This window comes from Aquimarina penaris (genome assembly GCF_040786285.1).
Classification (GTDB): domain Bacteria; phylum Bacteroidota; class Bacteroidia; order Flavobacteriales; family Flavobacteriaceae; genus Aquimarina.
Genome location: NZ_JBFMKQ010000001.1, coordinates 2,204,723 through 2,230,785 on the forward strand (window position 1 = coordinate 2,204,723; position 26,063 = coordinate 2,230,785).

General features: G+C 34.0%; 24 protein-coding genes and 1 riboswitch. Of the genes, 8 read left to right on the forward strand and 16 right to left on the reverse strand.

Features of this window, described 5'->3' with window-relative positions; all coding sequences use genetic code 11:
* Window positions 1-29 precede the first annotated feature (29 nt).
* Window positions 30-971 carry an aldo/keto reductase gene (locus ABW637_RS09125; protein WP_367584352.1) on the reverse strand — a complete coding sequence of 314 codons (942 nt, stop codon included), beginning with the start codon at window positions 969-971 and terminating at the stop codon, window positions 30-32.
* Between the two features lie 162 nt (window positions 972-1,133).
* Here ABW637_RS09125 and ABW637_RS09130 point away from each other — a divergent pair, with 162 nt between their 5' ends.
* The gene (locus ABW637_RS09130; protein ID WP_367584353.1) at window positions 1,134-2,294 is read left to right on the forward strand and encodes an alpha/beta hydrolase; all 1,161 of its coding nucleotides are present in this window, start codon (window positions 1,134-1,136) and stop codon (window positions 2,292-2,294) included.
* Window positions 2,295-2,400: 106 nt separating this feature from the next.
* On the opposite strand, the gene ABW637_RS09135 is transcribed toward ABW637_RS09130, so the two are convergent.
* The 7 genes from ABW637_RS09135 to ABW637_RS09165 form a co-directional block, all read right to left on the reverse strand.
* Complete coding sequence (locus ABW637_RS09135) at window positions 2,401-3,249, reverse strand: alpha/beta hydrolase family protein (RefSeq protein WP_367584354.1); 849 nt, start codon at window positions 3,247-3,249, stop codon at window positions 2,401-2,403.
* Window positions 3,246-4,247: an NAD-dependent epimerase/dehydratase family protein gene (locus tag ABW637_RS09140; RefSeq protein ID WP_367584355.1), complete on the reverse strand. Its 1,002-nt coding sequence runs from the start codon at window positions 4,245-4,247 to the stop codon at window positions 3,246-3,248. The genes ABW637_RS09135 and ABW637_RS09140 overlap by 4 nt, the downstream gene beginning before the upstream one ends.
* An 84-nt stretch (window positions 4,248-4,331) precedes the next feature.
* The gene (locus tag ABW637_RS09145) at window positions 4,332-4,952 is read right to left on the reverse strand and encodes an SRPBCC family protein (protein ID WP_367584356.1); all 621 of its coding nucleotides are present in this window, start codon (window positions 4,950-4,952) and stop codon (window positions 4,332-4,334) included.
* Between the two features lie 205 nt (window positions 4,953-5,157).
* On the reverse strand, window positions 5,158-6,426 hold the full coding sequence (locus ABW637_RS09150; RefSeq protein WP_367584357.1) for a porin family protein: 1,269 nt from the start codon (window positions 6,424-6,426) through the stop codon (window positions 5,158-5,160).
* 91 nt (window positions 6,427-6,517) lie between these two features.
* Window positions 6,518-7,771: a tRNA modification GTPase gene (locus ABW637_RS09155; RefSeq protein WP_367584358.1), complete on the reverse strand. Its 1,254-nt coding sequence runs from the start codon at window positions 7,769-7,771 to the stop codon at window positions 6,518-6,520.
* Window positions 7,772-7,874: 103 nt separating this feature from the next.
* Window positions 7,875-8,993, reverse strand: a complete 1,119-nt coding sequence (gene dnaN / locus ABW637_RS09160) for a DNA polymerase III subunit beta (protein ID WP_367584359.1) — start codon at window positions 8,991-8,993, stop codon at window positions 7,875-7,877.
* A 240-nt stretch (window positions 8,994-9,233) separates the two neighbouring features.
* Window positions 9,234-9,812, reverse strand: a complete 579-nt coding sequence (locus ABW637_RS09165) for a DUF1572 family protein (RefSeq protein ID WP_367584360.1) — start codon at window positions 9,810-9,812, stop codon at window positions 9,234-9,236.
* Window positions 9,813-9,972: 160 nt separating this feature from the next.
* Between ABW637_RS09165 and ABW637_RS09170 the strand changes: the two genes are divergently transcribed.
* Window positions 9,973-11,916 (forward strand): tetratricopeptide repeat-containing sensor histidine kinase, encoded by a 1,944-nt coding sequence (locus ABW637_RS09170; protein WP_367584361.1) that lies wholly within the window; start codon window positions 9,973-9,975, stop codon window positions 11,914-11,916.
* A gap of 48 nt (window positions 11,917-11,964) precedes the next feature.
* Here ABW637_RS09170 and ABW637_RS09175 read toward each other — a convergent pair whose 3' ends face one another.
* Together ABW637_RS09175 and ABW637_RS09180 are read right to left on the reverse strand one after the other, a co-directional pair.
* Window positions 11,965-12,996, reverse strand: a complete 1,032-nt coding sequence (locus tag ABW637_RS09175) for a FecCD family ABC transporter permease (protein WP_367584362.1) — start codon at window positions 12,994-12,996, stop codon at window positions 11,965-11,967.
* The gene (locus tag ABW637_RS09180) at window positions 12,997-14,136 is read right to left on the reverse strand and encodes an ABC transporter substrate-binding protein (protein ID WP_367584363.1); all 1,140 of its coding nucleotides are present in this window, start codon (window positions 14,134-14,136) and stop codon (window positions 12,997-12,999) included. It abuts the gene before it with no gap.
* Window positions 14,137-14,316: 180 nt separating this feature from the next.
* On the opposite strand from ABW637_RS09180, the gene ABW637_RS09185 reads away from it, so the two are divergent.
* Window positions 14,317-14,973: a Dph6-related ATP pyrophosphatase gene (locus ABW637_RS09185; protein ID WP_367584364.1), complete on the forward strand. Its 657-nt coding sequence runs from the start codon at window positions 14,317-14,319 to the stop codon at window positions 14,971-14,973.
* A gap of 28 nt (window positions 14,974-15,001) precedes the next feature.
* Here ABW637_RS09185 and cobC read toward each other — a convergent pair whose 3' ends face one another.
* From cobC to ABW637_RS09205, 4 genes are read right to left on the reverse strand one after another with little or no spacing between them, the layout of a single operon-like run.
* Window positions 15,002-15,520: an alpha-ribazole phosphatase gene (gene cobC / locus ABW637_RS09190; protein WP_367584365.1), complete on the reverse strand. Its 519-nt coding sequence runs from the start codon at window positions 15,518-15,520 to the stop codon at window positions 15,002-15,004.
* Window positions 15,502-16,266 carry an adenosylcobinamide-GDP ribazoletransferase gene (locus ABW637_RS09195; protein ID WP_367584366.1) on the reverse strand — a complete coding sequence of 255 codons (765 nt, stop codon included), beginning with the start codon at window positions 16,264-16,266 and terminating at the stop codon, window positions 15,502-15,504. The genes cobC and ABW637_RS09195 overlap by 19 nt, the downstream gene beginning before the upstream one ends.
* 33 nt (window positions 16,267-16,299) lie before the next feature.
* A complete protein-coding gene (cobT, locus tag ABW637_RS09200; protein WP_367584367.1) occupies window positions 16,300-17,337 on the reverse strand; it encodes a nicotinate-nucleotide--dimethylbenzimidazole phosphoribosyltransferase in 1,038 nt (345 codons plus the stop codon).
* 18 nt (window positions 17,338-17,355) lie between these two features.
* On the reverse strand, window positions 17,356-17,862 hold the full coding sequence (locus ABW637_RS09205; RefSeq protein WP_367584368.1) for a bifunctional adenosylcobinamide kinase/adenosylcobinamide-phosphate guanylyltransferase: 507 nt from the start codon (window positions 17,860-17,862) through the stop codon (window positions 17,356-17,358).
* An 83-nt stretch (window positions 17,863-17,945) separates the two neighbouring features.
* Window positions 17,946-18,260: riboswitch (cobalamin riboswitch) on the forward strand.
* Between the two features lie 79 nt (window positions 18,261-18,339).
* Between ABW637_RS09205 and ABW637_RS09210 the strand changes: the two genes are divergently transcribed.
* On the forward strand, window positions 18,340-20,283 hold the full coding sequence (locus ABW637_RS09210) for a TonB-dependent receptor plug domain-containing protein (protein WP_367584369.1): 1,944 nt from the start codon (window positions 18,340-18,342) through the stop codon (window positions 20,281-20,283).
* A gap of 99 nt (window positions 20,284-20,382) precedes the next feature.
* On the opposite strand, the gene ABW637_RS09215 is transcribed toward ABW637_RS09210, so the two are convergent.
* Window positions 20,383-21,798, reverse strand: a complete 1,416-nt coding sequence (locus tag ABW637_RS09215; protein WP_367584370.1) for a GFO_1087 family putative carboxy terminal peptidase — start codon at window positions 21,796-21,798, stop codon at window positions 20,383-20,385.
* A 131-nt stretch (window positions 21,799-21,929) separates the two neighbouring features.
* On the opposite strand from ABW637_RS09215, the gene ABW637_RS09220 reads away from it, so the two are divergent.
* The 4 genes from ABW637_RS09220 (at window position 21,930) to ABW637_RS09235 (ending at window position 24,068) form a co-directional block, all read left to right on the forward strand.
* A complete protein-coding gene (locus ABW637_RS09220; protein ID WP_367584371.1) occupies window positions 21,930-22,439 on the forward strand; it encodes a GFO_1088 family ECF-type sigma factor in 510 nt (169 codons plus the stop codon).
* Window positions 22,426-22,857 (forward strand): PG0215 family putative anti-sigma factor, encoded by a 432-nt coding sequence (locus ABW637_RS09225; RefSeq protein ID WP_367584372.1) that lies wholly within the window; start codon window positions 22,426-22,428, stop codon window positions 22,855-22,857. The genes ABW637_RS09220 and ABW637_RS09225 overlap by 14 nt, the downstream gene beginning before the upstream one ends.
* A gap of 42 nt (window positions 22,858-22,899) precedes the next feature.
* On the forward strand, window positions 22,900-23,436 hold the full coding sequence (locus ABW637_RS09230; RefSeq protein WP_367584373.1) for a GFO_1090 family protein: 537 nt from the start codon (window positions 22,900-22,902) through the stop codon (window positions 23,434-23,436).
* An 89-nt stretch (window positions 23,437-23,525) separates the two neighbouring features.
* A complete protein-coding gene (locus tag ABW637_RS09235) occupies window positions 23,526-24,068 on the forward strand; it encodes a GFO_1091 family lipoprotein (RefSeq protein ID WP_367584374.1) in 543 nt (180 codons plus the stop codon).
* A 169-nt stretch (window positions 24,069-24,237) separates the two neighbouring features.
* On the opposite strand, the gene purB is transcribed toward ABW637_RS09235, so the two are convergent.
* Window positions 24,238-25,581, reverse strand: a complete 1,344-nt coding sequence (gene purB, locus ABW637_RS09240; protein ID WP_367584375.1) for an adenylosuccinate lyase — start codon at window positions 25,579-25,581, stop codon at window positions 24,238-24,240.
* Window positions 25,582-26,063: the final 482 nt, after the last annotated feature.

A 26,063-nucleotide genomic window follows, 5' to 3' on the forward strand; every position in this document is an offset into this window, starting at 1 on the left:
AAATTGAATTCAAAAGTAGCGTTTAATGTTCAATTCCACGATAATTTTTTACGCTCTATCCAATAATGTACTGGATCTGATTTCAAACTGTACAAGGCTTCAATTTCTTCTGAATTGAATCGAAAAGTAGCCGTTTTAAGGTTGTCACTAAGATGGTTTCGATTAGCTGCTCCGCTAAGCACCTTATAAGGTTGCAGGCTATCTAAACAAAATTGCATAGCAATAGCATCTATACCTACTTGATATTGATTAGCTAACCTCTGAAGCGTAGTATATAGTTTTTTGTATTGAGGGTATTCTTCATTTGGAAATAACCTTCCATTAGCCAAGGCTTCTTTTACAATAATTTTTTTCTTTTGTTCTTTAAGGGCGGTTGTAACATCGGCTATACTCTGATCCAGAATATTATAGGTGACTTGAAAAGCATCAAATAATAGATTGCCATTTACTTCAACTTCTAAAGCTTTTTTAATGACATCCGCTTGGTTGTCGCCACTTGTTGTAATCCCAATTTCAATGTTGTGTTCTTGTTTTAATTCTAGTAATCTATGAAGTACAGCTTCATTTTCTAAAACTCCAGATTCAAAAGTAGCAGAATGTATTTGATAGATTTTGAGGTGAGGTAGCAATTGTTGGGATTTTTGCCATTGCTCATTTAGTTTAGATACGCTATGTTCTTTCACCTCATGCATAGTAGCCTTAGGGTCAAAATTTGCAGTATAGGTATATCCCCATTTGGTGGCCACTTCTATAGTTGGGTCATTTTTTGATATTATCCAATCAATAAGTAATTCTTCTGCCAATCCATATCCTGGTGCAGTGTCAAAATATCGTACTCCTTGTTCATAGGCATACTCTAATGTCTGCCAACCTTTTTCACGAAAATCTTCTATAGAAATTGACTTATTTTCTTTTTTTCTGATGTTAATGTATTGTGGTCGCCCGATCGCGGCTGTACCTAATCCTATCATAAGAGGTAGATTTTTTGCTTAGTTTCTTTGTTGTAAGATATAAATATTTGTGTATTGAAAGGTAATTTATTAGCTCACATAGTTATGAAATACATAGGACGAAAGGTTTAGTGGATTCATTTTTTTTCATACATTCATAATAACCTTAAAACCTAAAAGATTATGAATAAACGTCAATTAATATTGATTGCAACTACGTTGCTGCTTGTTTTCTCATTTACCAAGAAAATACAGGCTCAGAATGAAATAGATTATCAACGTTGGGAAAGAAAATCTCCTTACTTAAAAGAAGGACCATTTCGGGTAGTAACAGATTCTAATTATGCAACTTCTCCTAACATATTGGTGCATCGTCCTAGTAGTGATGCCATAGGTCCTTTTCCGATTATGTTATTTCATCAAGGAGGACCGGGTATTGTAACACCAAGAAGTTATGACATTTTTATGCGGCATTTAGCTTCTTATGGCTATGTGGTGGTAGTGCAAGCCATTGTATTTCCTCCGAATCCATTAAGGGATGATTTGAAACTAACTTTGGATTGGATTGAACAACAAGTTACCGATGGAGTAGAGGGATGGAGCGGGTATGCCGATACATCAAAAGTTATTGTAGGCGGCCACTCTTTTGGTGGAGTAGTAGCTTCTACATTCATAGCTAATCAACCCGAAAGAGCGGTTGGCATCGTTTATTTTGCTTCGAATGCAGCACCGGCACCATTACAACCATTAGGGGCTTTTGGAGGCAAAGTACTTATGATCGGAGGTACAGAGGATGAGATTGCAAGTCCTGATGGACAGAATGAAACTTTTGATAGATTTACAGGAGCTTCTTGTAAAACAAGCTTATATATAGAAGGTGCTGCTCATGGTGCGTTTGGGGTATATGATAGAGATTCTCCAGGGAGTATTGGAAGAGAAAAAGCAACAGAGTCGATTCGTCATTTTCTCGTGAGTTTTATGGAAGCGAGTGTGAAGAATAATTTAAAAGCTACTTTGTATTTTTTTATACCTAACCTTCAGCCTATTACGGTAGTTGATTTTAACTCATCATGTGACCCTTTTGATCTGGCTTTTTCAGATGATAAATTAGAAAAAGTTACGGTGTATCCTAATCCCATAATAAATACCAACCTCTATATTAATGTTAAGGATGCATTAGAGTATAGTTATGAACTACGTGACGTTATGGGTAAGATCAGAGCATCAGATATTGGTATCACTGGTAATACCACAATAAATGTTTCAGGTTTGTCCAAAGGAATGTACTATATCATTATTAGAAAAGAGGGTAGAGAAAAAGTGATAAAATTGCGAAAACAATAACGAATTACTTCCTGTTATAAGAGGAGAGAGGTATAAAACAAATACATCCAGCCACTTAATGGTTGGATGTATTTGTTTTTAATTTTGGTGATTTAATACTATCGTATTAAATGGTGTTAAACCATTTTAATGTTTTTGTCCAAAGAGGGTCTTTAAACTTTCTACTAAAAAAACCAAAATGACCAATTTTATTAGTAGGAACAGAAGCTAACTTGATTATTTCTAATTCTCTATCTGATTTTTCGAATAAGTCATGTATCCTTTTAATGGCTCGCTCTGTTCCGATAGGGTCATCTTCGATACCAAGAGTTAATAGTTTAGCTTTACAATCACTATAAAAAAAATGCATGCCATTAGCTTCCATCTGTATTTTCATATCTGTTTGCTTTCTTCTATTATGCCATTGATCAATAACTCCTTTCGGAATATCTTCAAGCATTCCGAGGCTTTTCCCCGGGAAGTAACCATACAATTTTGTGATCATCGGAAAAACGAAGTGCCATAAAAAGTAAATTTTAGTTTTATGGTTTTTTGACCAATCTTTATAATATGCAGTTTGTGCGCCAATATTTATGATACCACTGATCTCCTTGTTTTTTTCGGTCATTCCGATTATAGTACCTCCAATACTATGACCAAGGGTAACAATTTTGTGGCGGGGAAACTCTTTTTTAGCAAAGTCAATCACTGCAGAAAAATCTTTTTGTCCCCATTCGGTAAAAGAAGCTTTAAACCCTCTTAATTTTATAGGCCTAGACCCCGCAATGCCTCTATAATCATAAGTGATGACTTGATACCCGTTCTTGGCCATAAAGGTGGCATAATGATGATATAGCTTTTTATCAACAGCCGTGGCCGAATTGACTATTAATACTTTTTTTGTATTAATCGATCCATTATGTTTGTATAACATACCGGATAAAGAATAACCATCAATTGTAGGGATTGGTATCATATATCAGTGATATAATTATTTTGCTTAAACCATACGATGGTTTTTTTAATGGTTTCATCAATTGACGTTTTTGGTTCATATCCTAATTCGTTTTTAGCTTTATCACCATTTAAAAATTGGCCAGCAGACATTACGGCTATAGCCGTATCATCGAGCAGCGGTAATTCTCCTCCGAAAAGCTTATATTTTGTCATCTTAATTTGAGAAACTAGTTTTGCTACTCCCAAAGGAACTTCTTTTGGCATTTTGTTGATACCAGCAATAGTAATAATTTTTTGCACTAAATTTTCCATAGAAATATTCTCGCCTGTAATAAGATAGCGTTCGCCAATTGTACCATGTAAACAGGCCAATAGTAACCCTGTGGCTGCATCCCCTGCATATACCACATTTCTATTTCCGTTTACATATCCTGGTAGGGTTTGATTTACTGTATTGGTAATAATACGTCCTGTTGATGGGCCAAAATCATATTCCCCAAAAGTCATTGAGGGTATACCAATTACTATTGGGATTCCTTTTTTACCGGCTTCCTGAGCCATTTTATCCATGATCCATTTTACTTGAACATATGCAGACGTACTTTTCGGAGTAACTATATAATTTTCATTTTCGTTAGCAATATCATTTTTAGATTTTGGAATAGCAATAGATCCACCAAGATATAGTGCTTTTTTTATGTCACTTTCTCTAACGGCATCGATAAAATTGTTCATTTGATGCTTAGCTATTTTGATTTCATCTTTAAGAGATTTAGGAATGGTAGGGTAATAGGCGCCACAGTTTAGTACATGATCAAGTTCTTTGAAAGCCTCATTTAGGCTTTCGAAATCATTCAAATCAGCTATTTTACTCTCATATTCCAGATCACTAATAGAAGAGAGGTTTGAAGTTTTTCTATGAATAACTACCAGTTTATTTTCTGGGTCATTCAAAACTTGCTTAGAAACATGATGACCTAGCATCCCTGTTGCTCCTATAACTCCAATTTTTTTCATACTGTGTTTAAGATTTGATCTATCCTAGTAAAAGACATAGCACCCTATCAGGATGCTATGATACATTGCGAATAAGTATATGTTTTATTCTTGTTCCTGCTGCTCCTGTTCTTGTTGCTGTTGCAATTCTAGCGCTTTTTGTTTTTCTTCCTCTTGTTGTTTTTTATAACTCTCTTCACATAATTGTTTAAGTTTTGATAAACCGTTACCCCATGTTTCGCCCATGGATTCCTCCATATCGCTAAAAGCCATCATTAAATTAAATGGGTATGGCATTTCGCTTTCAAAACCCCATGTGATTTTTGTTGCATCGGCTTCTTTAGCTAATTTAATATATCCTTTAGCTTCACTTTCATATGGAGCATAAAATTTTAAATCAGTTTCGAAAAGGTTAGGAGCTTCCATTTTGGCAATGGTTTGACTCCCTTTACCCACGTCTTTGACTTCGCTATCCCAACTAGCAGTAGCACCTATTTCTCCGTCGGTACCTGTCATTTCTTTTTTCATAGCAGGATCAATATCATTCCATGGACTCCATTTATCTAAATCGTCTAAACTGTTTACATTTTCCCATGCAATTTCGATAGGAGCATTAACAGTGATAGATTTTTCGTAGACTAATTCTTTAGACACAAAAGCTGCTGCGATTAATGCAATTGCAATAACTACGACGAATGCAAGTACTAATTTTTTTAAAACTTTCATAAGGTTATTATTTATTAGGTTGTTTACTGATTTGTTAACCAATAATTTACTTTTGGTTTATAGTAAATTTATTGATTTTTCTTACATCTTTCAAATTTAGTATTCAGAAGTGTGTTATTTTGTGATCAACCAGAGGTAATAAAACTAAAAAATCCAACCATAAGAAGGGTTGGATTTGATATATGCGAATTTAGAAATACTGTATCTAGAAAATGCTGTATCCTAAAATAATCGATGTTATTGAGTATTTTACTTTCTCATTTCTAAATTCACTAAGTAAATCTTTATTAGTATTATGTCTGAGTTCTATACTATATTTACTTTTATAATTATACCCGATACCAAATGCAATATTTCCTTTGCTTTTTACTCCTAATTCGGTAGGCCTTATGATATCAACATCAGTGAAGTTTTCAATTATATTAACTTTTGAATCGAGCGCAAGATCAACGACATAAGCAGCATTTATAAAAATACTTGAAGAGTTACTAATGAACATATAATGTCGTATACCGATAGGTATTTCGATAGATTTAGATTCAATTTCAACAGTTCTAATTCTAATACTACTAGTAAATTCGTTTGGTATCCTTACCTCTTCTTGATCTAATTCAAAATATTGATATGATGGTTCAATGAAGAACCCCCATTTTCCTTTATTGAAAGGTAGTATGTATTCTGCTTCTATACCTAAGCTAAAGTTTTGCTTACCTCCAAAATCGTAAACTCTTTTAGTTGTAGAACTTCTTTCTTCAAATTTTAAAGATGAAATATTCATTCGGGGCCTTACGGTTAGATTGAAGTTGTTTTTGGTTTTCTTTTTTCTAAAAACTGTAACTTTAGTTTCTGGATCCCTACAGGTATTATAATCAATAAATAAGTTTACTAGTTGTTTTTTATAATACTTAAGCCCTTCTATTTTTTCAAGAGATATTTTATCACACTTTAGATTATTCCACAGTTGTTGTTTATATCTTGTGTTTTTCCCCATCTCCCCTGGTGATACTTCATAACTTTTGTAGATCAACTGTTCGATAGGTTTGTCTTCTGTTTTATAAAAAAACTTTTTTAAAGTTGGATCTTTATATAGGTATAAATTTGTTTTTCCTTCAACAAGTACTTTTAGAAATAGTACCGCAATTTTAAAATCTGGATTCCTATCCGTACTTAAACTGCTTATTTCTTCTGTTGATTTATCAATACTAATCTGGTGTTTCTGGTATTTTGATTTACCGATGATTCCAAACTCTCTAATAGTCCTTATGGTTTCGGTTTTTGACTCAGCATCTTCAGAGGTCTTATATTCGAATTGAGTTGGATTGTTTTTCCAATCCATATTTTTAATTAAGCATTCTACTCTTTCTCCGGCATTGGTAATGAAATAACCATTTTCAAAATTAATTTGAGCTTGGCTGTAAAAACCCAGGAGGGAAATTAGTATGGTGACTAGCTGCTTATTTATAGATGTAAACATAATGTGTTTTCTGTTGAATTTTAGTATTAATTGTGAACTAAAAATAGTATATCTAAGAATTTGTAAATGAATTATTTATGTAATTGATTTCTTAGAAAATACTGTATCCCAGAATAATTGAAGTAACAGGATATTTTACTTTACGATTTACAAAACGACTTAATAAATCCCTATTAGTATTGTATCTAAATTCTACACTATATTTGCTTTTATAATTATATCCAATACCTAACCCTAAATTTCCTTTACTCTTAATTTCTATTTCTTCTTGTCTTACAAAGTCTGGGTTAGTAAAAGTTTCTATAACATTTATTTTGGAATCTAATGTAATATCTATAATGTAAGCTCCAGTTATAAATACACTAGAGGATTTATTTACATGCATGTAGTGTCGTATACCAATAGGTAGTTCTAGTGATTTGTAATCAATATCGGCATTAAGAATTCTCACTCTGTTTATAATTCCGCCGGTTGGTATTCTCAATTCTGCATCAGATTCAAAATATTGATATGTTGGTTCAATAAACAACCCCCATTTTCCTTTATTAAAAGGTAATATATATTCTGCTTCTATACCTAAGCTAAAGTTTTGCTTACTTCCGAAATCGTAAACTCTTAAAGCCGTACTGTTTTCTTCAAATTTTAGAGAAGAAAAATTTATTCTAGGTCTAATCGTTAGATTAAAAGAGTCTTCGCTTTGATTCTTTTCAAAAACAGTAACTTCAGCATCTGGATCGTTGCAAGTATTATAATCTACAAATAGTTTTGTTAACTGACTTTTGTAATATCTAAGAGCTTCTATTTTCTTAAGAGATATATTATCACACTTTAAAGTATTCCATAGTTGTTGCTTGTACCGCGTGTTTTTTCCTATTTCACTTGGTGATACCTTGTAACTTTTATAGATCAATTGCTCAATAGGCTTGTCTTCTGTTTTGAAGAAGAATTTTCGTAATGTTTGATCTTCATAGAGATATAAATTTGATTTTCCTTCAACAAGTACTTTTAGAAAGACAGTTACCATTTGAAATTCTGGGTTTCTATCTGTACTTAGGCTATTTATTTCTTCTGATGATTTATCTATATTGACTTGATGCTTCTGGTATTTCGACACACCGATGATTGCGAACTCTTTAATAGTTCTTATGGTTTCGGTTTTTGATTCAGCATCTTCAGAAGTTTTATATTCGAATTGAGTTGGATTGTTTTTCCAATCCATATTTTTAATTAAGCATTCTACTCTTTCTCCTGCATTGGTAATGAAATAACCATTTTCAAATTTAATTTGGGCTTGGCTACTTAGGCCTATTAAAAGCAATAATGCAATCAGTATTTGTTTGTTCATTAGTTTTGGTGTATAAAATTTAGTGTTCTTTATTTTGTGGCAAAGCAAAAAAATTCCAGTCTCAAAAGATGAAACTGGATATTTTTTTTATGAAAATATATTTTTAGTTATTCAACATCACTGGCATGACGAGCATAGTAACATGTTCTCCCTCGTCTAATCCATCAACAGGAGTAAGGATTCCTGCTCTGTTTGGTAAGGACATTTCTAACTGCACGTCATCTGCATTGAGATTATTAAGCATTTCGCTTAAAAAACGTGAATTAAACCCGATCTGCATATCATCTCCCTGGTAATCACAGGTTAATCGTTCTTCTGCTTTATTAGAATAATCGATATCCTCTGCAGATACATTTAGCTCTGCACCTGCAATTTTTAGACGAATCTGGTGTGTAGTTTTATTAGAGAAAATAGATACTCTTCGTACAGAATTTAAAAATTGAGTACGTGTTATACTTAATTTATTGGGGTTCTCTTTAGGGATAACCGCTTCATAATTTGGGTATTTCCCATCGATTAATCTACAAATCAATTGCGTTTCGTCGAAAGAAAATTTAGCGTTAGATTCATTATACTCAATCAATACTTCGCTATCACTTCCCGCCAAAATACCTTTAAGTAAATTAAGAGGTTTCTTTGGCATTATAAATTCTGCGGCCTGTGATGCTTTTATATCTTCGCGAGTATATTTTACTAACTTATGCGCATCTGTTGCTACAAAGGTAAGCCCTTCTGTAGAGAACTGAAAAAAGACTCCGCTCATTACAGGTCTTAGATCATCATTACCGGTAGCAAAAATAGTTTTACTAACTGCTGTAGCCAAGATGTCACCTAATAATGTTGTAGCACTTGGATCTTCTAGTTCTACAGCTTTCGGAAACTCTTCTCCATCTGCATATGCCAAGGCATACTTACCATGATTAGAACTAATTTCTACCGTATTGTTATCTCCCGAAACAAAAGTTAAAGGTTGCTCTGGAAAAGTTTTTAATGTTTCTAATAATAATTTAGCCGGTACTGCTATTGTTCCTTGGTCAGAGGATTCTACTTCTAATTTTGCAGACATTGTAGTCTCTAGATCTGATGCAGAAACGGTTAATGAGTTGTTATCTAATTCGAATAGAAAGTTATCTAAAATAGGCAAGGTGTTGCTGTTGTTAATTACCCCTCCTAATACTTGTAATTGCTTTAATAAGTATGAACTGGATACTATAAATTTCATCTGTTTTTCTTTATTGTTTATTAGTTGTCAGATGAAATTCGCCTCAATATACTGGAGTTAAACATTACCAGAACCATATCGGCTCATTTCATAAGTGTGTGACTATTTTTGTACAGTTTTACGCAAATATAATTGTAATCTATAAGGATTACAGTATTCAAAAAACCATAGTTATTAACAAAGCTGCAGGAGTTATTGACTATCTTCAGTATTTACGAATTGAGAATTACGAATTACGAATTATGATTTGGGGTCGTCGTTCATAAGTTTATCTGTGTAATGTGCTTTATGCTTTGGTGTAGAAAATCGTTCTTTGTTATAGGAAGCCGATTCCCCTTTTGGAATTGATAAACTCTGCCATTGCTCACTTTTAATCATTTTACCGATAAAAACGATCTGCCCTATATGATAGGAGTAGTGTGCCAACTGCCTATTAATGGCTTCGGTAATCGAATGCTCGATATTTCTAATATACACAGGTTGGTTAATATTGGTTTCATTAACGCTTCCTAAAGCTTCAAATAAGCATTGCCATCCATCGTTCCATTTCGACATAAGCTCATCTTTTGTTTTTATATCATTTTCAAATTCTGCATCACGTTCTCGCCATTCTTTTTCACCATCTGTGGTTAAAAAGTCGGTCCAACGAGATTTCATATTTCCCCAAAGGTGTTTTGTAATCATGGCAATGCTATTACTATCCTGATTATATTGCCAAAACAAATGTTCATCAGAGAGTTGATTCATGGTCTTTTCACCCAAGGATTTATAGTATCTAAATTGTTTTTGTATTCCCTCAAGATATTCTGGTGTATTCATGGGTATTTCTTTTCTTTAAAGGTAAGATTAAATCTATAATTAAATTCCAATTGAGGACAGACGCTTTATTATATTTTTATTATACTTGATAAATTAAATACCAATTAATTATCTTATTAAGATTACTATAATTTCTTAATAAACATTTATCCTGTATCGCATGCCAATATTTTTAAAACCTTTTATCTTATTCATTATCTTAATTACAAGCTGCGTTATCAATGCTCAAAAGGAAATAGATACTCAATCAAACGCCATTGATAAGGATCGCGAGTTGCTCGAACAAGCCTTAAATTATATAGACAAAGAAAGTGAGGATCGAAAAAAGGCTTTTATAATAGGTCATGATGTACTAAGAAGAACAAAAAATGAAAGTAATAGGATTGCTGCCCATAAGGTCTTAGTATCCTATCATTATAATAAATACGCTACCGATTCTGCCTTGTTTTATGCAAAAAATGCTGTTCAGTTAATAGGAAACAAGCAGGATTCATTATCCCTAAAATCTTTGTCTTCTTTTTATTTATTTCTTTCAAATGCTTCCCGAGATAAAAACTTACTTAAAGACAGTAAAAAATGGGCTTTAAAAGGAATCGATGCGGCACAAAAATGTGGAGACCTTAAGATTATGGATAAGCATACTATAAGCTTGGCAAATGCTTATAGAATTATGGGAGATACCCCTAAGGCTTTAGAACTTTTAGAATTGAATCTTGAAGACAAAGAAAATCCAAATAGATATGAAACTTATGCTCTTTGTTATGGGAGCTTAGAAAATTATACACTAGCTCTTTTTTATCACCAAAAAGCATTGGATTATTATACTACTGTCAATGATCAAAGAAGTAGTGCAATCGCATTAATGAATATTGGAGTGGCATATCTGGATCTTTATAAAGACGATGAGGCTCTCATCTATTTTAATAGATCTCTACTTATTGCCAGGGAATATGATTATCCCTTAATTGTTCTTAATGACTTACTTAATATAAGCGTAGTTTATCGAGCTAAAAATGAACTTAAAAAAGCTAAAAAAGTATATAATGATGTATTAACTATATCGCAAAAATCAGGATATCTTAAGCAGCAATTATTTGTATATCAATGGCTAAAAGAGATTGCCATAGAAGAAAAAAGATTTAAAGAAGCGCTGGGCTATACAGAGAAAAAGAATAAAATAAAAGATTCTATTAATAAGCTGCAAAAGGATAAAGAGATTACTAAACTAGAAGTGCAGTATGAAACACTAAAGAAAGAAAAAGAAATAGCAGTTTTAAAAAAAAACCAAGAGCTTAAGGTCCTAGAAATAAAAAGAGAACAGTCACAAAAAGAAATAATTTCATATGCCTTTATCATAATTTTGATACCCTTAATAGGCTTACTCTTTATATATTACCAAAAGTTGAAAAGTCAAAATTTACTCAATAAAAAACAAAAAGAAATAGGGGAACAAAAAATAGAAGCTTTAATAAGAAGTCAAGAATTAAAGTTAATAAAAACATCTATTAATACTCAGCATAAAGAAAGAAAACGAATTGCTCAGGAGCTTCATGATAGAATAGGAGGGAATTTGGCTGCCATAAAACTTCAATTTAGTTCTGTTAAAGAAAACTCAGAAAATTTAGAACTAATCTATGAACAACTTGATGATACCTATGAACAAGTTAGAATACTCTCTCATGATCTTATTCCTGAAAAATTTATCCATAGCAATTTTACACAATTGCTAAATGAGTATATGGAAAATATTGGAAACGCGAGTGAATTGACTATAAATATTTCAACTTATCAAGAAAATAAAATTAACGGAATTGACCCTTTATTTCATAATGAGTTATTCTCTGTTTTTCAGGAACTCATAACAAATACAATAAAACATGCTAGTGCCAGTAAAGTTGAAATTCAAATAAATCTTGTGGGAAATAGTATTCTTATTAATTTTGAGGATAATGGCAAAGGGTTTGATAGCTCTAATGGGTCTCTCGGTCTGGGTCTCACAAACATTGAGAATCGCATACAAAAATTATCAGGATCTATGTATATTGATTCTCGTTTGAGAAGAGGAACGATTTTTAATATTGAAATACCGATGCAAATACATTAAAACTTTTTTAATAAAAAAGAGGTATAATTGTTGGATAAGTATATATAGTTAAAAGAGCATTTTTCGTTTACGAACCAATAACCAGATAACAACTGGTGCACCTATTAATGAAGTAATGGCATTAATGGGCAAAGTATACTCGCTAGAAGGTAATTGGGCTATGCTATCACATACCAACATGATAATACTACCGATTAATACAACGGCCGGGATTAATGTTTTATGGTCTGAGGTATGAAACAATTGTCGGGTAAGATGCGGTACTGCTAACCCAATAAAGGCGATTGGTCCTGCAAAAGCAGTAATACTACCTGCCAGAAGCCCTGTAGCTATGATAATAAGAAAACGGCTCATTTTGATATTAAGGCCAAGACTACGGGCATAATTTTCTCCCAGAAGTAAGGTGTTTAATGGTTTGATCGAAGCGATAGCTAAAATCATTCCTAGAACTGAAATACAAAAAAAGATAAGTACATCATACCATGATAGATTTCCAAGGCTTCCGAAGCCCCAAAAGATGTATTGTTGCAATTGATCTGCAGGAGCGAAGTAAGAAAGTACACTTACAATAGCTGCTGTTATACTACCAAACATAAGTCCTATGATCAGAATTGCCATAGTATCCCGTACTTTAATCGAGACAATCATAACAGCCAATAAAACAATAATACTTCCTAGACTTGCGGCGATCACCAATCCCCATTTTGAAACTAAAAAACCAGATATTGAGGCTCCGGCAAAAGTGCTTCCTAATATTAATAGTGCAACACCAAGACTTGCTCCAGAGCTAATCCCTAGTACAAAAGGTCCTGCTAATGGGTTTCTAAATAGGGTTTGCATTAATAATCCCGAAATCCCTAGTCCGCTTCCTACAATAATCGCTGTAAGTGCCTTGGGTAACCTATAATCTATGATAATGTGTCTCCAGGATTCTTTTTCTACAGCACCGCCAACCAGGCTGCTTAGAGTGTCTAGCCACGGAATAAAGACAGAACCTAAGCTGATATTTGCGATAAAACAAATCAGCAAAAGCACAGCAATACCTATAAAAACCTTCTTGTATGATTTATTTGGGGTCAATTAATTAAGTTTTTCGAAAAAATAAGGTTCGTAATTGGTTAATAATTCGGGGTGTGCAATTTGGATAATGTCTTTAAGAATAAGATCCGGACGCATTGGACCTAATTCATAATAAATCAATCCTCCTTTAATACCCATCTTTAATGTCGAAGAATATACGGTTTTATTTTTAAATGCATCAAATAAGACGTATTGATGATTCTTTTCTTTTAATGCAGAAAGTGATGTAGAATTTCCGGATCCTATCCATAAATCGGCCTTTTGAGCTTTTTCTAATACGCTTTCAAGACTTAATGCTAAACTCCCCGTTTCTTTATTGTTTTTCCATAGATAGGTGGTGTTGGCATCTTTCAAAAATTTTGCAATAAAGCTATTCCCTCCTGGAACATGCCATACATCTTTAAACATATTGCCAGACAATACTGTTGGAGAATTCATTGCGCCAGAGGCGAGAGAGGTTGCTTCGTTATACGCTTTCTTTATATTTTGAAAAACATCTTCAGCTTTAGTTTCTGTACCAAAAAATGCTGCTACAAATTTTATCCATTCTGCTCTACCTAATGGGTGTTCTTCCATCCATGAGCCATTCATCACTACTGGGATTCCGGTTTTTTGTATAAGATCGTATGCTTTGGTGTCTCCAGTAGCAGAAAATCCAATAATCAAATCAGGAGAAAGCTCCAGAACCACTTCTGTATTTAGATTGTATTCTTTACCCAGTTCTTTAATATCACCACTATCAATAAGTGTTCGAGTCTTTTCTGAAGATATATAATCTGTATGCGGAAATCCGACTAATTTCTGTTCCAAATTCATGTACTCTAACATAGGTACATCTGTGGTAGAAGTAACTACTACTCTTTCTACGGGAACTTCAATAAATACTGCGGTATTGGATTTAAAGGGTTTTTCTGTTCCTTTAGGATGTAGGATATATGTCAATTCTTGTTTTGCATCTGGCCAAGGAGAGGTAACTTTGATTTCTTTATACGTGTTATGATTCTCAATGGTAAATCCTTTGGCATATTCAATATGCTGGGGAGCCAGGTACATTACGGTAAGCTGGTCTGTATCCTTAGATCTTTTTTTGCAAGAACTACTAATAAGAACGAATGAAAAAATAATTAGAATGCTACGCATGAAAATATCGTTTTTATATAATGATAGATCAGGATACTAACGAACCTGAAGTAATTTTAAATTAACAATCAGCGATTAAACTTAGATATTTTTTCAAGATTTACGACAAAATTTAGCGTTAATTTGTGTTTTAAAATGGCTTAATGAGAAGAAAGAATAGGAGCTCTACAATTTTATCTTATGAATAATACATCCTTTTTGTGTTCTTGGAGCGGCGGAAAAGATAGTTGTTATGCGCTTCATATTGCCGAAACGCAAGGGTTAACTCCTGTTGTTTTGCTTAATGTATTAAATGAATATGGTGATCGTTCTCGATCGCACGGGATTCCAAAAGAAATACTAGAAGCGCAAGCCAATGCTTTGGAGTTACCTATCCATTTTTTTGAAAGCACCTGGAATGATTATGAACGATTGTATATTCAAAACTTAACATCATTAACAGAAGCCTATACCTTAAATGCTTCTGTATTTGGTGATATTGATATCGAATCCCACAAAGCTTGGGAAGAAAAAGTTTCTGACGCTGCTGGCTTGCAGGCTATTTTACCCATATGGCAACAACCCAGAAAACAATTGGTGATCGATATGATTGATTATGGGATCGAAGCCATTATTGTCTCATGTAATCACACGTTGGGACCTGATTTTTTAGGAAGAATGGTAGATAAAGAGTTAATCAAAGACCTAGAAGATTTGGGAGTTGATGCTTGTGGCGAAAATGGCGAGTATCATACATTGGTTGTCAATGCTCCCCTTTTTAATAAAAAACTGGAAATAGATGCTCTAGGTAAAGAAAAATCGTCTAATTATAATTTTTTGAAGATAGCATTGATTTAGATGTTGCAGGAGCTATTTGAGGGAAGTATTAAATAACGATTACCTCTCCGTAGGCTATTTTAATTGTAAAAGAATCTTTAAGGTCTATTTGTCGAATGTTAGAAAGTAATGCTCGCATGGGGCCTGCATGAGTAACTACAACAATCTTCTCTTCGGGTACAAGTTTCAAAGAATTGTAGAAATTTAATATTCGCTGCTGAAGCATTACATAGGATTCACCATTGGGCACTTGAACATTGACAAAATCTTTCATCCATGGATCTAGCACATTGCTATGAATTGCATCCCAAGGTTGTAACTCCCAATCTCCAAAGTTCAATTCTTTTAAGCGATTATCGAATGTTATTTCTTTTTTGAAGGTTGTCGCCAATAGTTTGCACCGTTGTAAAGGACTGCTATATACTCTAGAAATCTCTTCGATAGGAATCTGTTTATGGATTTTCTCGACTTCAGAAGGAAAAGAATCTGTAATCCCCAGATCACTTTGGCCATAGCAAATACCTTTTTCGATATTGGGAGTTGTATGTCTTACCAGATATATTTCCATAGCGCTATAAAGGTAAGATAAAATACTACTTCGCTAAGTTGTTGTACCGCACCAGCACAATCTCCAGTTTGGCCACCGATCCATTTTTTAAATTTAGCGCCCAAAAACATTTTTGAGATATAGATGGGAACTAGTACGAGAAATACCCAAGGATTTTTAAAAAAGAACAAAGGTGCAATTCCGAATAGACCACTAATCACAACCATTTGCAGGCTCATACTTTTTGCTGCGGGTTTTGCTTTACTATCTTCTGTATCTCGTACATAAGGATGTGTAAAGATCAGCGTGGTAGCGATGAATCGACTAAGACTATGTCCGGAGATAATTACTAAAGGAATATAATAGACTTCGGTTTCTCGTAATGCTGCAAATTTTATAGACAAGATCAGGAGTAGACCTACGGTACCATAAGTTCCTAGACGTGAGTCTTTCATGATCAAAAGAATTTTATCTTTGGTCCAGCCACCGCCAAAACCATCGCACACATCTGCAAAACCATCTTCATGAAATGCTCCCGTAGTATAAATGGTAGCAAACATCGATAGTAGTAATGAGATTTCTATTGAAAACATAAAAGATGATCCATAAAAAACGAGTGCCCCAATACCACCAACAATGATCCCAACTAATGGAAAATATTTTGAGCTAAGCTTTAAATATTCCGGATCATGATCCACCCATTTAGGGCATGGGATTCGAGTAAAAAACATTAAAGCGGTGAAGAATATATGGATCTCCTTTTTCATTAGTTACTTCTAATTTAATTAAGATTAAGTGGATTATTCATTACCAGAAACTCCTGCACTTTCAAAACTAGCCATATTATTTAAGAAAGCAACTGCAGATTCGATAATAGGATATGCTACAGCAGCGCCCGTACCTTCACCTAATCTCATACCAAGGTTGATAAGTGGTTTTTTATTAAGAAACTGAAGCATTTTTTGATGCCCTTGTTCTTCAGAGGTATGTGCAAATACACAATAATGCAGAACTTCGGGGTATATGTAATGAGCCGCTAGTAATGCAGCTGTTACTATAAAACCGTCTATAATGATGGTCATTTTAAGCTCTGCAGCTCTAAAAATTGCTCCTACAATCATTGCGATCTCAAAACCACCATAATACATTAACATATCTATATCGGTAGAAGGAGTGTATTTACTATATGCATCAGAAAGGATTTTCTGTTTCACTTTAATGGCTTCGGTATCAAGCCCGGTACCAGAACCAACACAATCTTCAATAGGTGTTCTTGTGTAAAACGACATTAATATTGACGCAGACGAAGTATTACCAATTCCCATTTCGCCAAAGCCTATAATATTACAGCCATTGGTATACGTTTCAGTAACAATATCAGCTCCTTTTTTTATGGCTTCGTTACATTGCTCTACGTTCATGGCCGATCTTTCTTGATAATTTTTGGTGCCAAAACCAACTTTAGCATCAATTAACCCAGATACCCCATTAAAATTATGATTAACTCCTGCATCTACGATTTTCAGATCAATATTATGTTGTTTACAAAACACATTAATGGCTGCCCCTTTATTAAGAAAATTATAGACCATTTGCGCAGTAACTTCTTGAGGATATGGGTTTACTTCACCTTTTTTTGCAATACCATGATCACCAGCAAATACAATAATAGTAGGGTTGGTTAGATGGGGTTGATCTGTATTTTGGATCATCCCTATTTGCAATGCAATATCTTCAAGAGTTCCCAGAGCACCAATAGGTTTTGTTTTATTATTAATTTTGGCTTGAAGGGCTTCTTCTAAGTTCTTGTTTGAAGAATATTCGATATTAAAATCCATGTGTGGGTGTTAGTTATTTTAATTTTTAATTTCTACAGGAATACCAGATACCATTAATATGGCTTTATCTGCATGCTTGGCTATATGCTGATTCATCCAACCTTGTAATTCTGTAAATTTTCGACCTACTTCTGTGGCAGCATGAACTCCCATTCCTATTTCATTAGAGATGATAATAAGCGTAGCATCTATAGTTAAAAGTTTATCAAATTCTTCTTTTGCCTGGGATAACGATAATTCGATATCATTTTTTGTGTCCACAAAGAAATTTGTTAACCATAAAGTAACGCAGTCAATGACCACCACACTTTGATTTTGAATCACTTTAGAAAGCTCTTTTTCTTCTTCTATAGAAGTCCATCTTTGATCGCGATCTGCAATATGCCTGTCTATACGTTTACGATGGTTATCATCCCATATGCGTGATGTAGCGAGATAAAATGGATTGTTAGAGAGTTGTAGCGCAAGGTTTTGAGCATAGCTGCTTTTACCAGAGCGTTCTCCTCCTGTAATGTAATACAACATCAATTTTGGTTTTTTAAGAGGGTAAAGTTAATCGAATACATTATTTATTTGTTAAAGTAATATCAAATTCCTTAAAATATAATACATTCGCGCAGAATTTTGGTTCTGATATCCTTTTCATAAGGATAAAAGATTAAAAGGGAATCAGGTGAAATGAAGTACGAAGAAAGACGTACGAATTGCGATTTTTTTATTTATTAATCGTAACTCTAAACTCTAAATATCGTAAATCAGTATTCCTGAGCTGTTCCCGCAACTGTATGCTGTGTTCCGTTTAATCGGGATGCTTGTTGTTATTTCTTTTGAAACCACTGCTTGTACTGAAATAAATTCAGTTCGGGCGGGAAGGTAAACAACAAGACGCGAGCCAGGAGACCTGCCATAATTCAATATAAGTCAAACTTTCGGGATAAAGGTTTGGGTATGGGGTAACTACATACTTTTTTCCGATTATTAGAACAATTAAGTATTTAAGTAATGAACAAAAAAGTGTTTTTTGGGGTCGCATTTTTAATGCTGGGATCCTCTTATGTCATTGGACAAGAAGTCAAATCAGAAGAGAATGTAAACGAATTAGAAGAGGTGTTTATTTCATCGTCTAAATTTGGTTTAAAACGAGAACAAATCGGTAAGGTAATCACTAAGATTACTCCCGAAGAATTAGAACGCAGCCAAGGACAATCTGTGGCTACTGTGCTTACTAGAACTGCCGGAGTATTTATTAACGGAAATGGCAGTGCAGCAGGACAAAACCTTGGTGTTTATGTGCGTGGAGGACGAAATCGCCAGGTAGTGATTAGAGTAGATGGGGTAACGGTTAGTGACCCTTCAACGTCTGCAGGGGATTTTGATTTGCGACTATTGTCGGTGAACCAGATACAAGAAATTGAAATTCTTAAAGGGGCATCAAGTACCTTATATGGATCTGGAGCCGCTGCTGCAGTGATTAATATTACCACAAAGTCTGAAAGTAAAGATAAGATATCTGCAAATTTTCAGTCTAGTATAGGAACCAATCAATCTCAAGAAGATCAGGATTATGATATTAACGATTTTGTGAATTTAGCTTCTATTAATGGGACTTTAGGCAAAGTAAGTTACTTAGCAAGTTTTGGAAATCAATTTACAGATGGATTATCGGCTGCAGAAGCTGAGGGAGCAGAAAGTGACCCATTTTCGAAGTATAATGCATATGCGAAACTTGGATACAAATGGAATAATAATTTTAAATTTCATTTTTTCGGAAATTTAGATGAATATAAGAGTGATTTTGATGCCGGAGCAGGAATAGATGGTGATAATAGAATTATTAGTCAGCAGTTAAGAGCAGGATCTTTTTGGGAAGTAAAATATCCAAACGGTAGTTTTACGGTAACTAATAGTTATGCTTCTTTAGAAAGAGATCTTACCGGGTCTAGTTTTCCTTCACAATATCAGGGTGACGTATTTACATTTGATGCCTACAATAAGTATACTTTTGATAACACATTTTATACAGTTATAGGAGCAAACGGTTCATATAGTGATTTCAATCTATTAAGTATTCCATTTGGGAGTACCGATCTAGAGGAGACTATTAGTGATAAAGATGCAGAATTTGATATTATCGATCCTTATGTTAATGTGGTATATACATCAGATTTTGGTTTAAATGTTAATGCCGGAGCTAGATTAAACATACATAGTGCCTACGGAAATCAAATGGTTTATAACGTAAACCCTTCGTATACATATACATTTGGTGATAATTATATTAAAGGATTGGCATCGTATAGCACAGCGTATATTACGCCATCGTTGTTTCAATTATTTGATACCGCGTTTTTTTCGGGGAATCCAGATTTGGAACCAGAAGAAAGTACCACTATAGAAGCCGGTGTTGAATTGTCACATGAAAAGAAAGCCACAGTAAGTGTTGTTTATTTTAATAGAAACTCAGAAAATTTTATCACATTTGATCCTAATACATTTGTAAATTTAAATTCATCTAATGATATAGAGGTAGATGGGATAGAGGTAGAGTTATCGGCAACAGTTTTGGATGATAAATTATCTTTTAATGGTAATTACACCTATACCAATATTGAAAAATTGGAGGATAATATCCGAATTCCTGAGCATATGATTAATGTTAATGTAGGATATCAATTAGGAGAAAAAACATATACTTCTTTAAGCTATCAATTTAATACCGAACGAGCAGATAATGATTTTGCTAATGCCGATCCGGTTACTTTTGAACCGGCTCAGGTTACTTTAGATGATTATGGAGTATTAGATTTTTACATTAGCCATAAAGTGTTAAAAAACTTTAGTGTTTATGCAGCCTTGAATAACATTACTAATGAAGATTATCAGGAGATTTTTGGATTTAGTACCAAGGGAAGAAATGCAAGAATCGGTTTCAATTTAGATTTTTAATTCAAATATATCTGTATATATAAAAAACTCCTAAACGTTTCGTTTAGGAGTTTTTTATTAGATTGATTTTTCTAGATTTCGAGCTATATATTGTGGTTATTATTGTTGATGATACATAATCTCATAATCTCGATTAAGAATATTACTGTTTCCTACTGCTTCTAAATGTAACACATTAGATTTTTGTTTACCTCTAACGGCACCTGCAATGTTATCCAAAGCGGCCTTTAGTAAAGGTTCGTTTTCATCTCCTAATATTCCTAAATTTGTAAGGTCTTCTTCTAAAGCCACTTCGGGTGCAAAACCATCAAAGTAATCTGTGAAACCGGCAGAATTTATAGATTTAAGAACTAAAGGTTGCATAGCATAGGTATGCCCTGTATTGGCACCCTGTCGTCGAAAATTATCCGAATCATACACAGTAATCGATGCTTGAAATTTTCCTCTGGTCGTATCGCCAACTTGTATAACATTAATGTATGGATCTAAACCATTAATCACCAATTCGCTGGCAGAAGCAGAACCCCTGGTAGTTAGAATATATAATCTTGTTAAGTTTAAGCTATTAATTGCTGCACCACCTCTGATTTGATTATCGAATAGATTAATAAGCCTACCAGGATCATTCTCTATAAATTCTTGCTGAAACTCATCATTCCATTCTTCTGTAGTAAATACACTTTCATTAAATTGCCCGGTAATCATACTCGACAAGTCTTTAGCTGTTTCTACATCACCACCTCCATTATATCGTAAATCTAATATTAACTCGGTAACATTGTCTGATTTAAGTTTTGCAAATGCTGCATTTAGTTGTGTGTCAAAATCAGCTGTAAAGGCATTGTACATAAGATATCCAACAGGGTTACCACCTACATCTATAGTTTTATTAATAAAAATTGGATTTTCGGTATACTGCACTTTGTTTAGTGTTACAGATGTTCCGGTTGCAGTAACATTAGTACCATCAAATGTAGCAAGGCCAATGGTGTATGTATCCGGGTCTATAAGAGTTCTAAAGTTACTATCTGTTATTTGCGTACCATCAACGGTGTTAAAAATATCACCTCGTTGCACACCCTTAGCTTCAGCATCGGTTCCTGGTAGCACATATCGCACATATCCAAATACATTGGTGGGATCATCAGGATAGCGTACTAATCCGAACTCCATACCGTTATTTCTCGAAATCCCATCAAAAGCTTGTTCTAAAGCGACATAGTCATCTACCAAAAAACTAAATTCATCTATATTGGCCTTTAGGGCTTCAAAAATAGCTTCAGGAGAAGGAAATGATCGTAGATAGTCTGTATATGCCTGATCAGAAGAAAAACGATTGTCCTGAAGATCAGAAACATCGCTTTTGTATAGATACCAGGTTCTCATTCCTTTATAAATAAAATCATTTATTTCAGTTGTACCAGTAACCTGAGGAACATCATCATTGTCATCAAAACATCCAACAAACAGGCTTCCCAATAGAAGCAATAGCATAAAATGCTTCAAATATTTCATAGTGTCTTTTTTTGTTATAAGGCTCTAAATGTAACTATTTATTATAATTTTAAAAAAGATTGTAACAAATTACATAGGTAGTCGTCTCCCTAGTATAAAGCTGACAAAGTTTTATAAACAACCAATCAAAAATGAAAGAAAGAGCATTTATAACGCTTACTAATGGATTTAAGGATAAACTTTTTAGATTAGCCAAGCGTTTACTAGTGAGTAATGAAGAAGCCGAAGATGCTACACAAGAAGTACTGCTTAAGCTATGGAAGAATAAAAGTAAAATGGCTGAGTATAAAAATGTAGAAGCTTTTGCAATGACAATGACTAAGAATTATTGTTTTGATAAGCTAAAGGCAAAAGAAACAGCAAATCTTAAGATAGTTCATAGTAATTATAAAGACGAGCGACCTTCATTACAGCGAGAAGTAGAAGCAAAGGATAGCCTGGATTGGGTGGGTAAGATAATGAATGACCTGCCAGAACAACAACGAATGATTATCCAGCTTAGAGATATAGAGCAATATGACAATGCAGAGATTGCAAAGATGTTAAAGATTAATGAAACAGCGGTTAGAGTGGCATTATCAAGAGGAAGAAAAAAAATTAGAGAAGAATTAATAAAAAAGCATAATTATGGAGTTGTCTAACATAGAAAAATTACTTGAAAAGTATTTCGAAGGCGAAACGACCATTTCTGAAGAAAAAGAATTAAAGGTTTATTTTACCAGAGAAACTGTGCCGTCGCATCTAGAGAGATACAAAGATATGTTTCAGTACTTTTCTGAAGAAAGCACCATAACGGCTACCAGGGATTTAAAGTTAAATACCAGCAGAACGGTTACGTATACTTGGGTTGGTATTGCGGCATCTGTAGCTTTGATTGCGGGGATGTTTTTAACAAGAACTGCACCACCTAAGTCTATTGATACTTTTGAAGATCCGGAAATAGCATTACAGGAAACCAAAAAAATCCTCAATTTGGTTTCTCAATATATGAACGAGGGCAAACAGGAGTTAGTGTACCTGAAAGAGTTTGAAAACACTAAAAACAAGTTTATAAAGTAAAAATTGATATGTACTTTTTTAGTACACTCTAAAATGTAAATTATGAAAAAGTTAACGATAGTTTTAATACTGGCTGTTTTACCATATGTGTCAAATGCACAAAGTTATTTTGATAAATATGAGAATATGAACGATGTGACCTCTATGGTCATGACCAGTAAGATGTTTAAGTTATTAAGCAAGATTGATCTTGAGAGCCAGGATGAAGAAACGCAACAATATCTTAATCTGGTAGAGAATATTAATAACATCAAGGTTTTTGTTACCGAAAACAAAGAAGTGAGTAATAAAATGCGCAGCGATGTAAGTAGTTATCTCAAAAACTCTTCTTTAGATGAGTTAATGCGTATTAAAAGTGATGATGGAGAGAATATTAAATTCTACATCAAACCAGGTAGTGATGAGGATCATGTAAAAGAATTATTCATGTATCTCGAAGGAAATGATAGTAAAGATGGTCCCGAAACCGTAATACTTACGATCACAGGTAATATTGACCTTAAGCAGGTATCTAAATTGGCGAATGATCTTAATATCCCCGGGGGTAAGGAACTTAAAAACGTAAAAAAAGGTAATTAATAAGTTTTACCTAGTGTAATCAGGCTTCTTAGGATGTAAATTCTAAGAAGCCTGATCTAATAAAATATCAATCAAAAACAATCAAAAAAATGAAAAATGTATTTAGCATCTTAGGCCTAGCAGTAGTATTACTTTTTGCTAGTTGTAGTAGTGAACCTTCACTACAGAAATATTTTGTGGATCATCAAGAGGATGTAGATTTTATTGCGGTAGATGTTCCGTCTAGTCTTTTAGATAAAAAAACGATGGAACTTAACAAGGAAGAGATAGAGGCACTAGAAAGTATCAAAAAAGTTAATTTTTTGGCCTTACCACTTAATGATGATACCAAAGTTAAATTTGATCAAGAGAGCTCGGCAATCGCAAAGATTCTTAACTCTGATAGATATGAAACCTTATTAAGGTTTGGATCAAACGGAGCAAAAGCGGTACTAAAATATCAAGGAGATGATGATGATATCGATGAAGTTATTGTTTTTGCTACCCACCAAGAGAGAGGATTAGCATTGGTACGTGTTTTGGGTGACAATATGAGACCAGAAAAGATGGTGAAACTAATGGAATCTGTAGAGAAAGGTAAAATAGATCTAAAAGCTTTTGAGGATATCGCTCGAACTATAGAGATTAACTAATTACTATTCGTAGACCAAATAAAAAAGCTATCTAAAAAGGATAAAATAATGTCATTACGATCCGTCTGAGACGGAGAAGTAATCTGTTTATCAGCAACTTAAACTTGACAGATTCCTTCGCTTCTCTCGGAATGACGCCTTTTTAGATAGCTTTTTATAAAGATAGCTTTTATATCCCTGTATAATTAGAAGGAGTGATTTGCTTAAGTTCTGATTTTATAGCCTCAGAAACCTCTAAGGTTTCAATAAACGTAGCAATAGAGTTTTGATTTATAGCCTCATTAGTTCGGGTCAATCCTTTTAAGGCTTCGTATGGGTTGGGATACCCTTCTCTTCTTAGAATGGTTTGAATAGCTTCAGCTACTACCGCCCAATTATTTTCTAAGTCGTTAGCAAACTTTTCCTCATTTAGTAAAAGTTTATTTAACCCTTTCAAAGTAGCCTGAAAAGCAATTAATGTATGCCCAAAAGGAACACCAACATTTCTAAGCACTGTACTATCGGTAAGGTCACGCTGTAAACGACTTACCGGTAATTTTGCCGAAAGATGTTCAAAAATAGCATTGGCGATTCCTAAATTACCTTCACTGTTTTCAAAATCGATTGGATTTACCTTATGTGGCATGGCAGAAGAGCCAACTTCTCCCTTTTTTATTTTTTGTTTGAAGTAATCCATAGATACATAGGTCCAGATATCTCGATCCAGATCTAATATAATGGTATTAATACGCTTCAGTCCATCGAATAAAGCAGCCATATGATCATAATGTTCAATTTGCGTCGTTGGAAATGAATGGTGTAATCCTAATTTTTCCTGAACAAAACGAGTTCCGAAGGCTTTCCAGTCAATAGTAGGATAGGCCACTTTATGGGCATTATAATTACCTGTTGCTCCTCCAAATTTTGCAGCACTTGGGATGTCATTTAGTAAATCAAATTGCGCTTCTAATCGGGTAACATATACCTGCAACTCTTTACCCAGTCGAGTAGGGGATGCGGGTTGCCCATGAGTACGAGCCAGCATCGGTATTTCTGACCACTCGTTAACCAAAGATTTTAATTTATCTTTTAATTCTAAATACTGTGGGATATACACATCTCCAATCGCTTCTTTAATACTTAGCGGTATTGCTGTGTTGTTGATGTCCTGAGAGGTTAATCCAAAGTGGATAAATTCTTTGTATGCCTGAAGCCCTAGCTGATCAAATTTTTCTTTGATAAAGTATTCTACAGCTTTAACATCGTGGTTGGTTACTTTTTCAATTTCCTTAATGGCTAATGCATCTTCACTCGAGAAAGTAGTGTATATCTCTCTGAGTTTTTCAAATAAAGAAGTATCAATTTCTTGTAATTGTGGTAATGGTAATTCACACAAAGCGATGAAATATTCAATTTCTACAAGAACACGATACTTAATTAAGGCTTCTTCACTAAAATATATACCAAGCGATTTGGTTTTTGATGCATAGCGGCCATCTATTGGAGAGATAGCTTGCAAAGGAAATATGGACATAATGTTGTGTTTTTAAAAGCTGCAAAGATAATTTAATTAATTGCGAATTGCGAAGTATGAGGTATGAATTTTTAAAGAGTAAAAGTGGTAGAGCATCAAAGCTTTTTGATTTAGATTTTCGGGTTTATCATGGTATCTGGGCGTGACCCCAAGGGTCGGGCTTTCTGCTTCAATTCCTCACTCCTCTTTTTAGTCGGGTTGCGGGATTTACGCTTCAATCCCTCACGCAAAAAATGAGATGAAATAAAGAGATTTGAATCAAAAACGGACCATAACTTTTTTCTCTCTGGTAGAAGGGCCTTTTTTATAATGATGTCAAAAGCTTGAGATGAAACTTGCCACCCAAAACCCAAAACCTGAAACCTGAAACCTGAAACCTGAAACCTGAAACCTGAAACCTGAAACCTGAAACCTGAAACCTGAAACCTGAAACCTGAAACCTGAAACCTGAAACCTGAAACCTGAAACCTGAAACCTGAAAC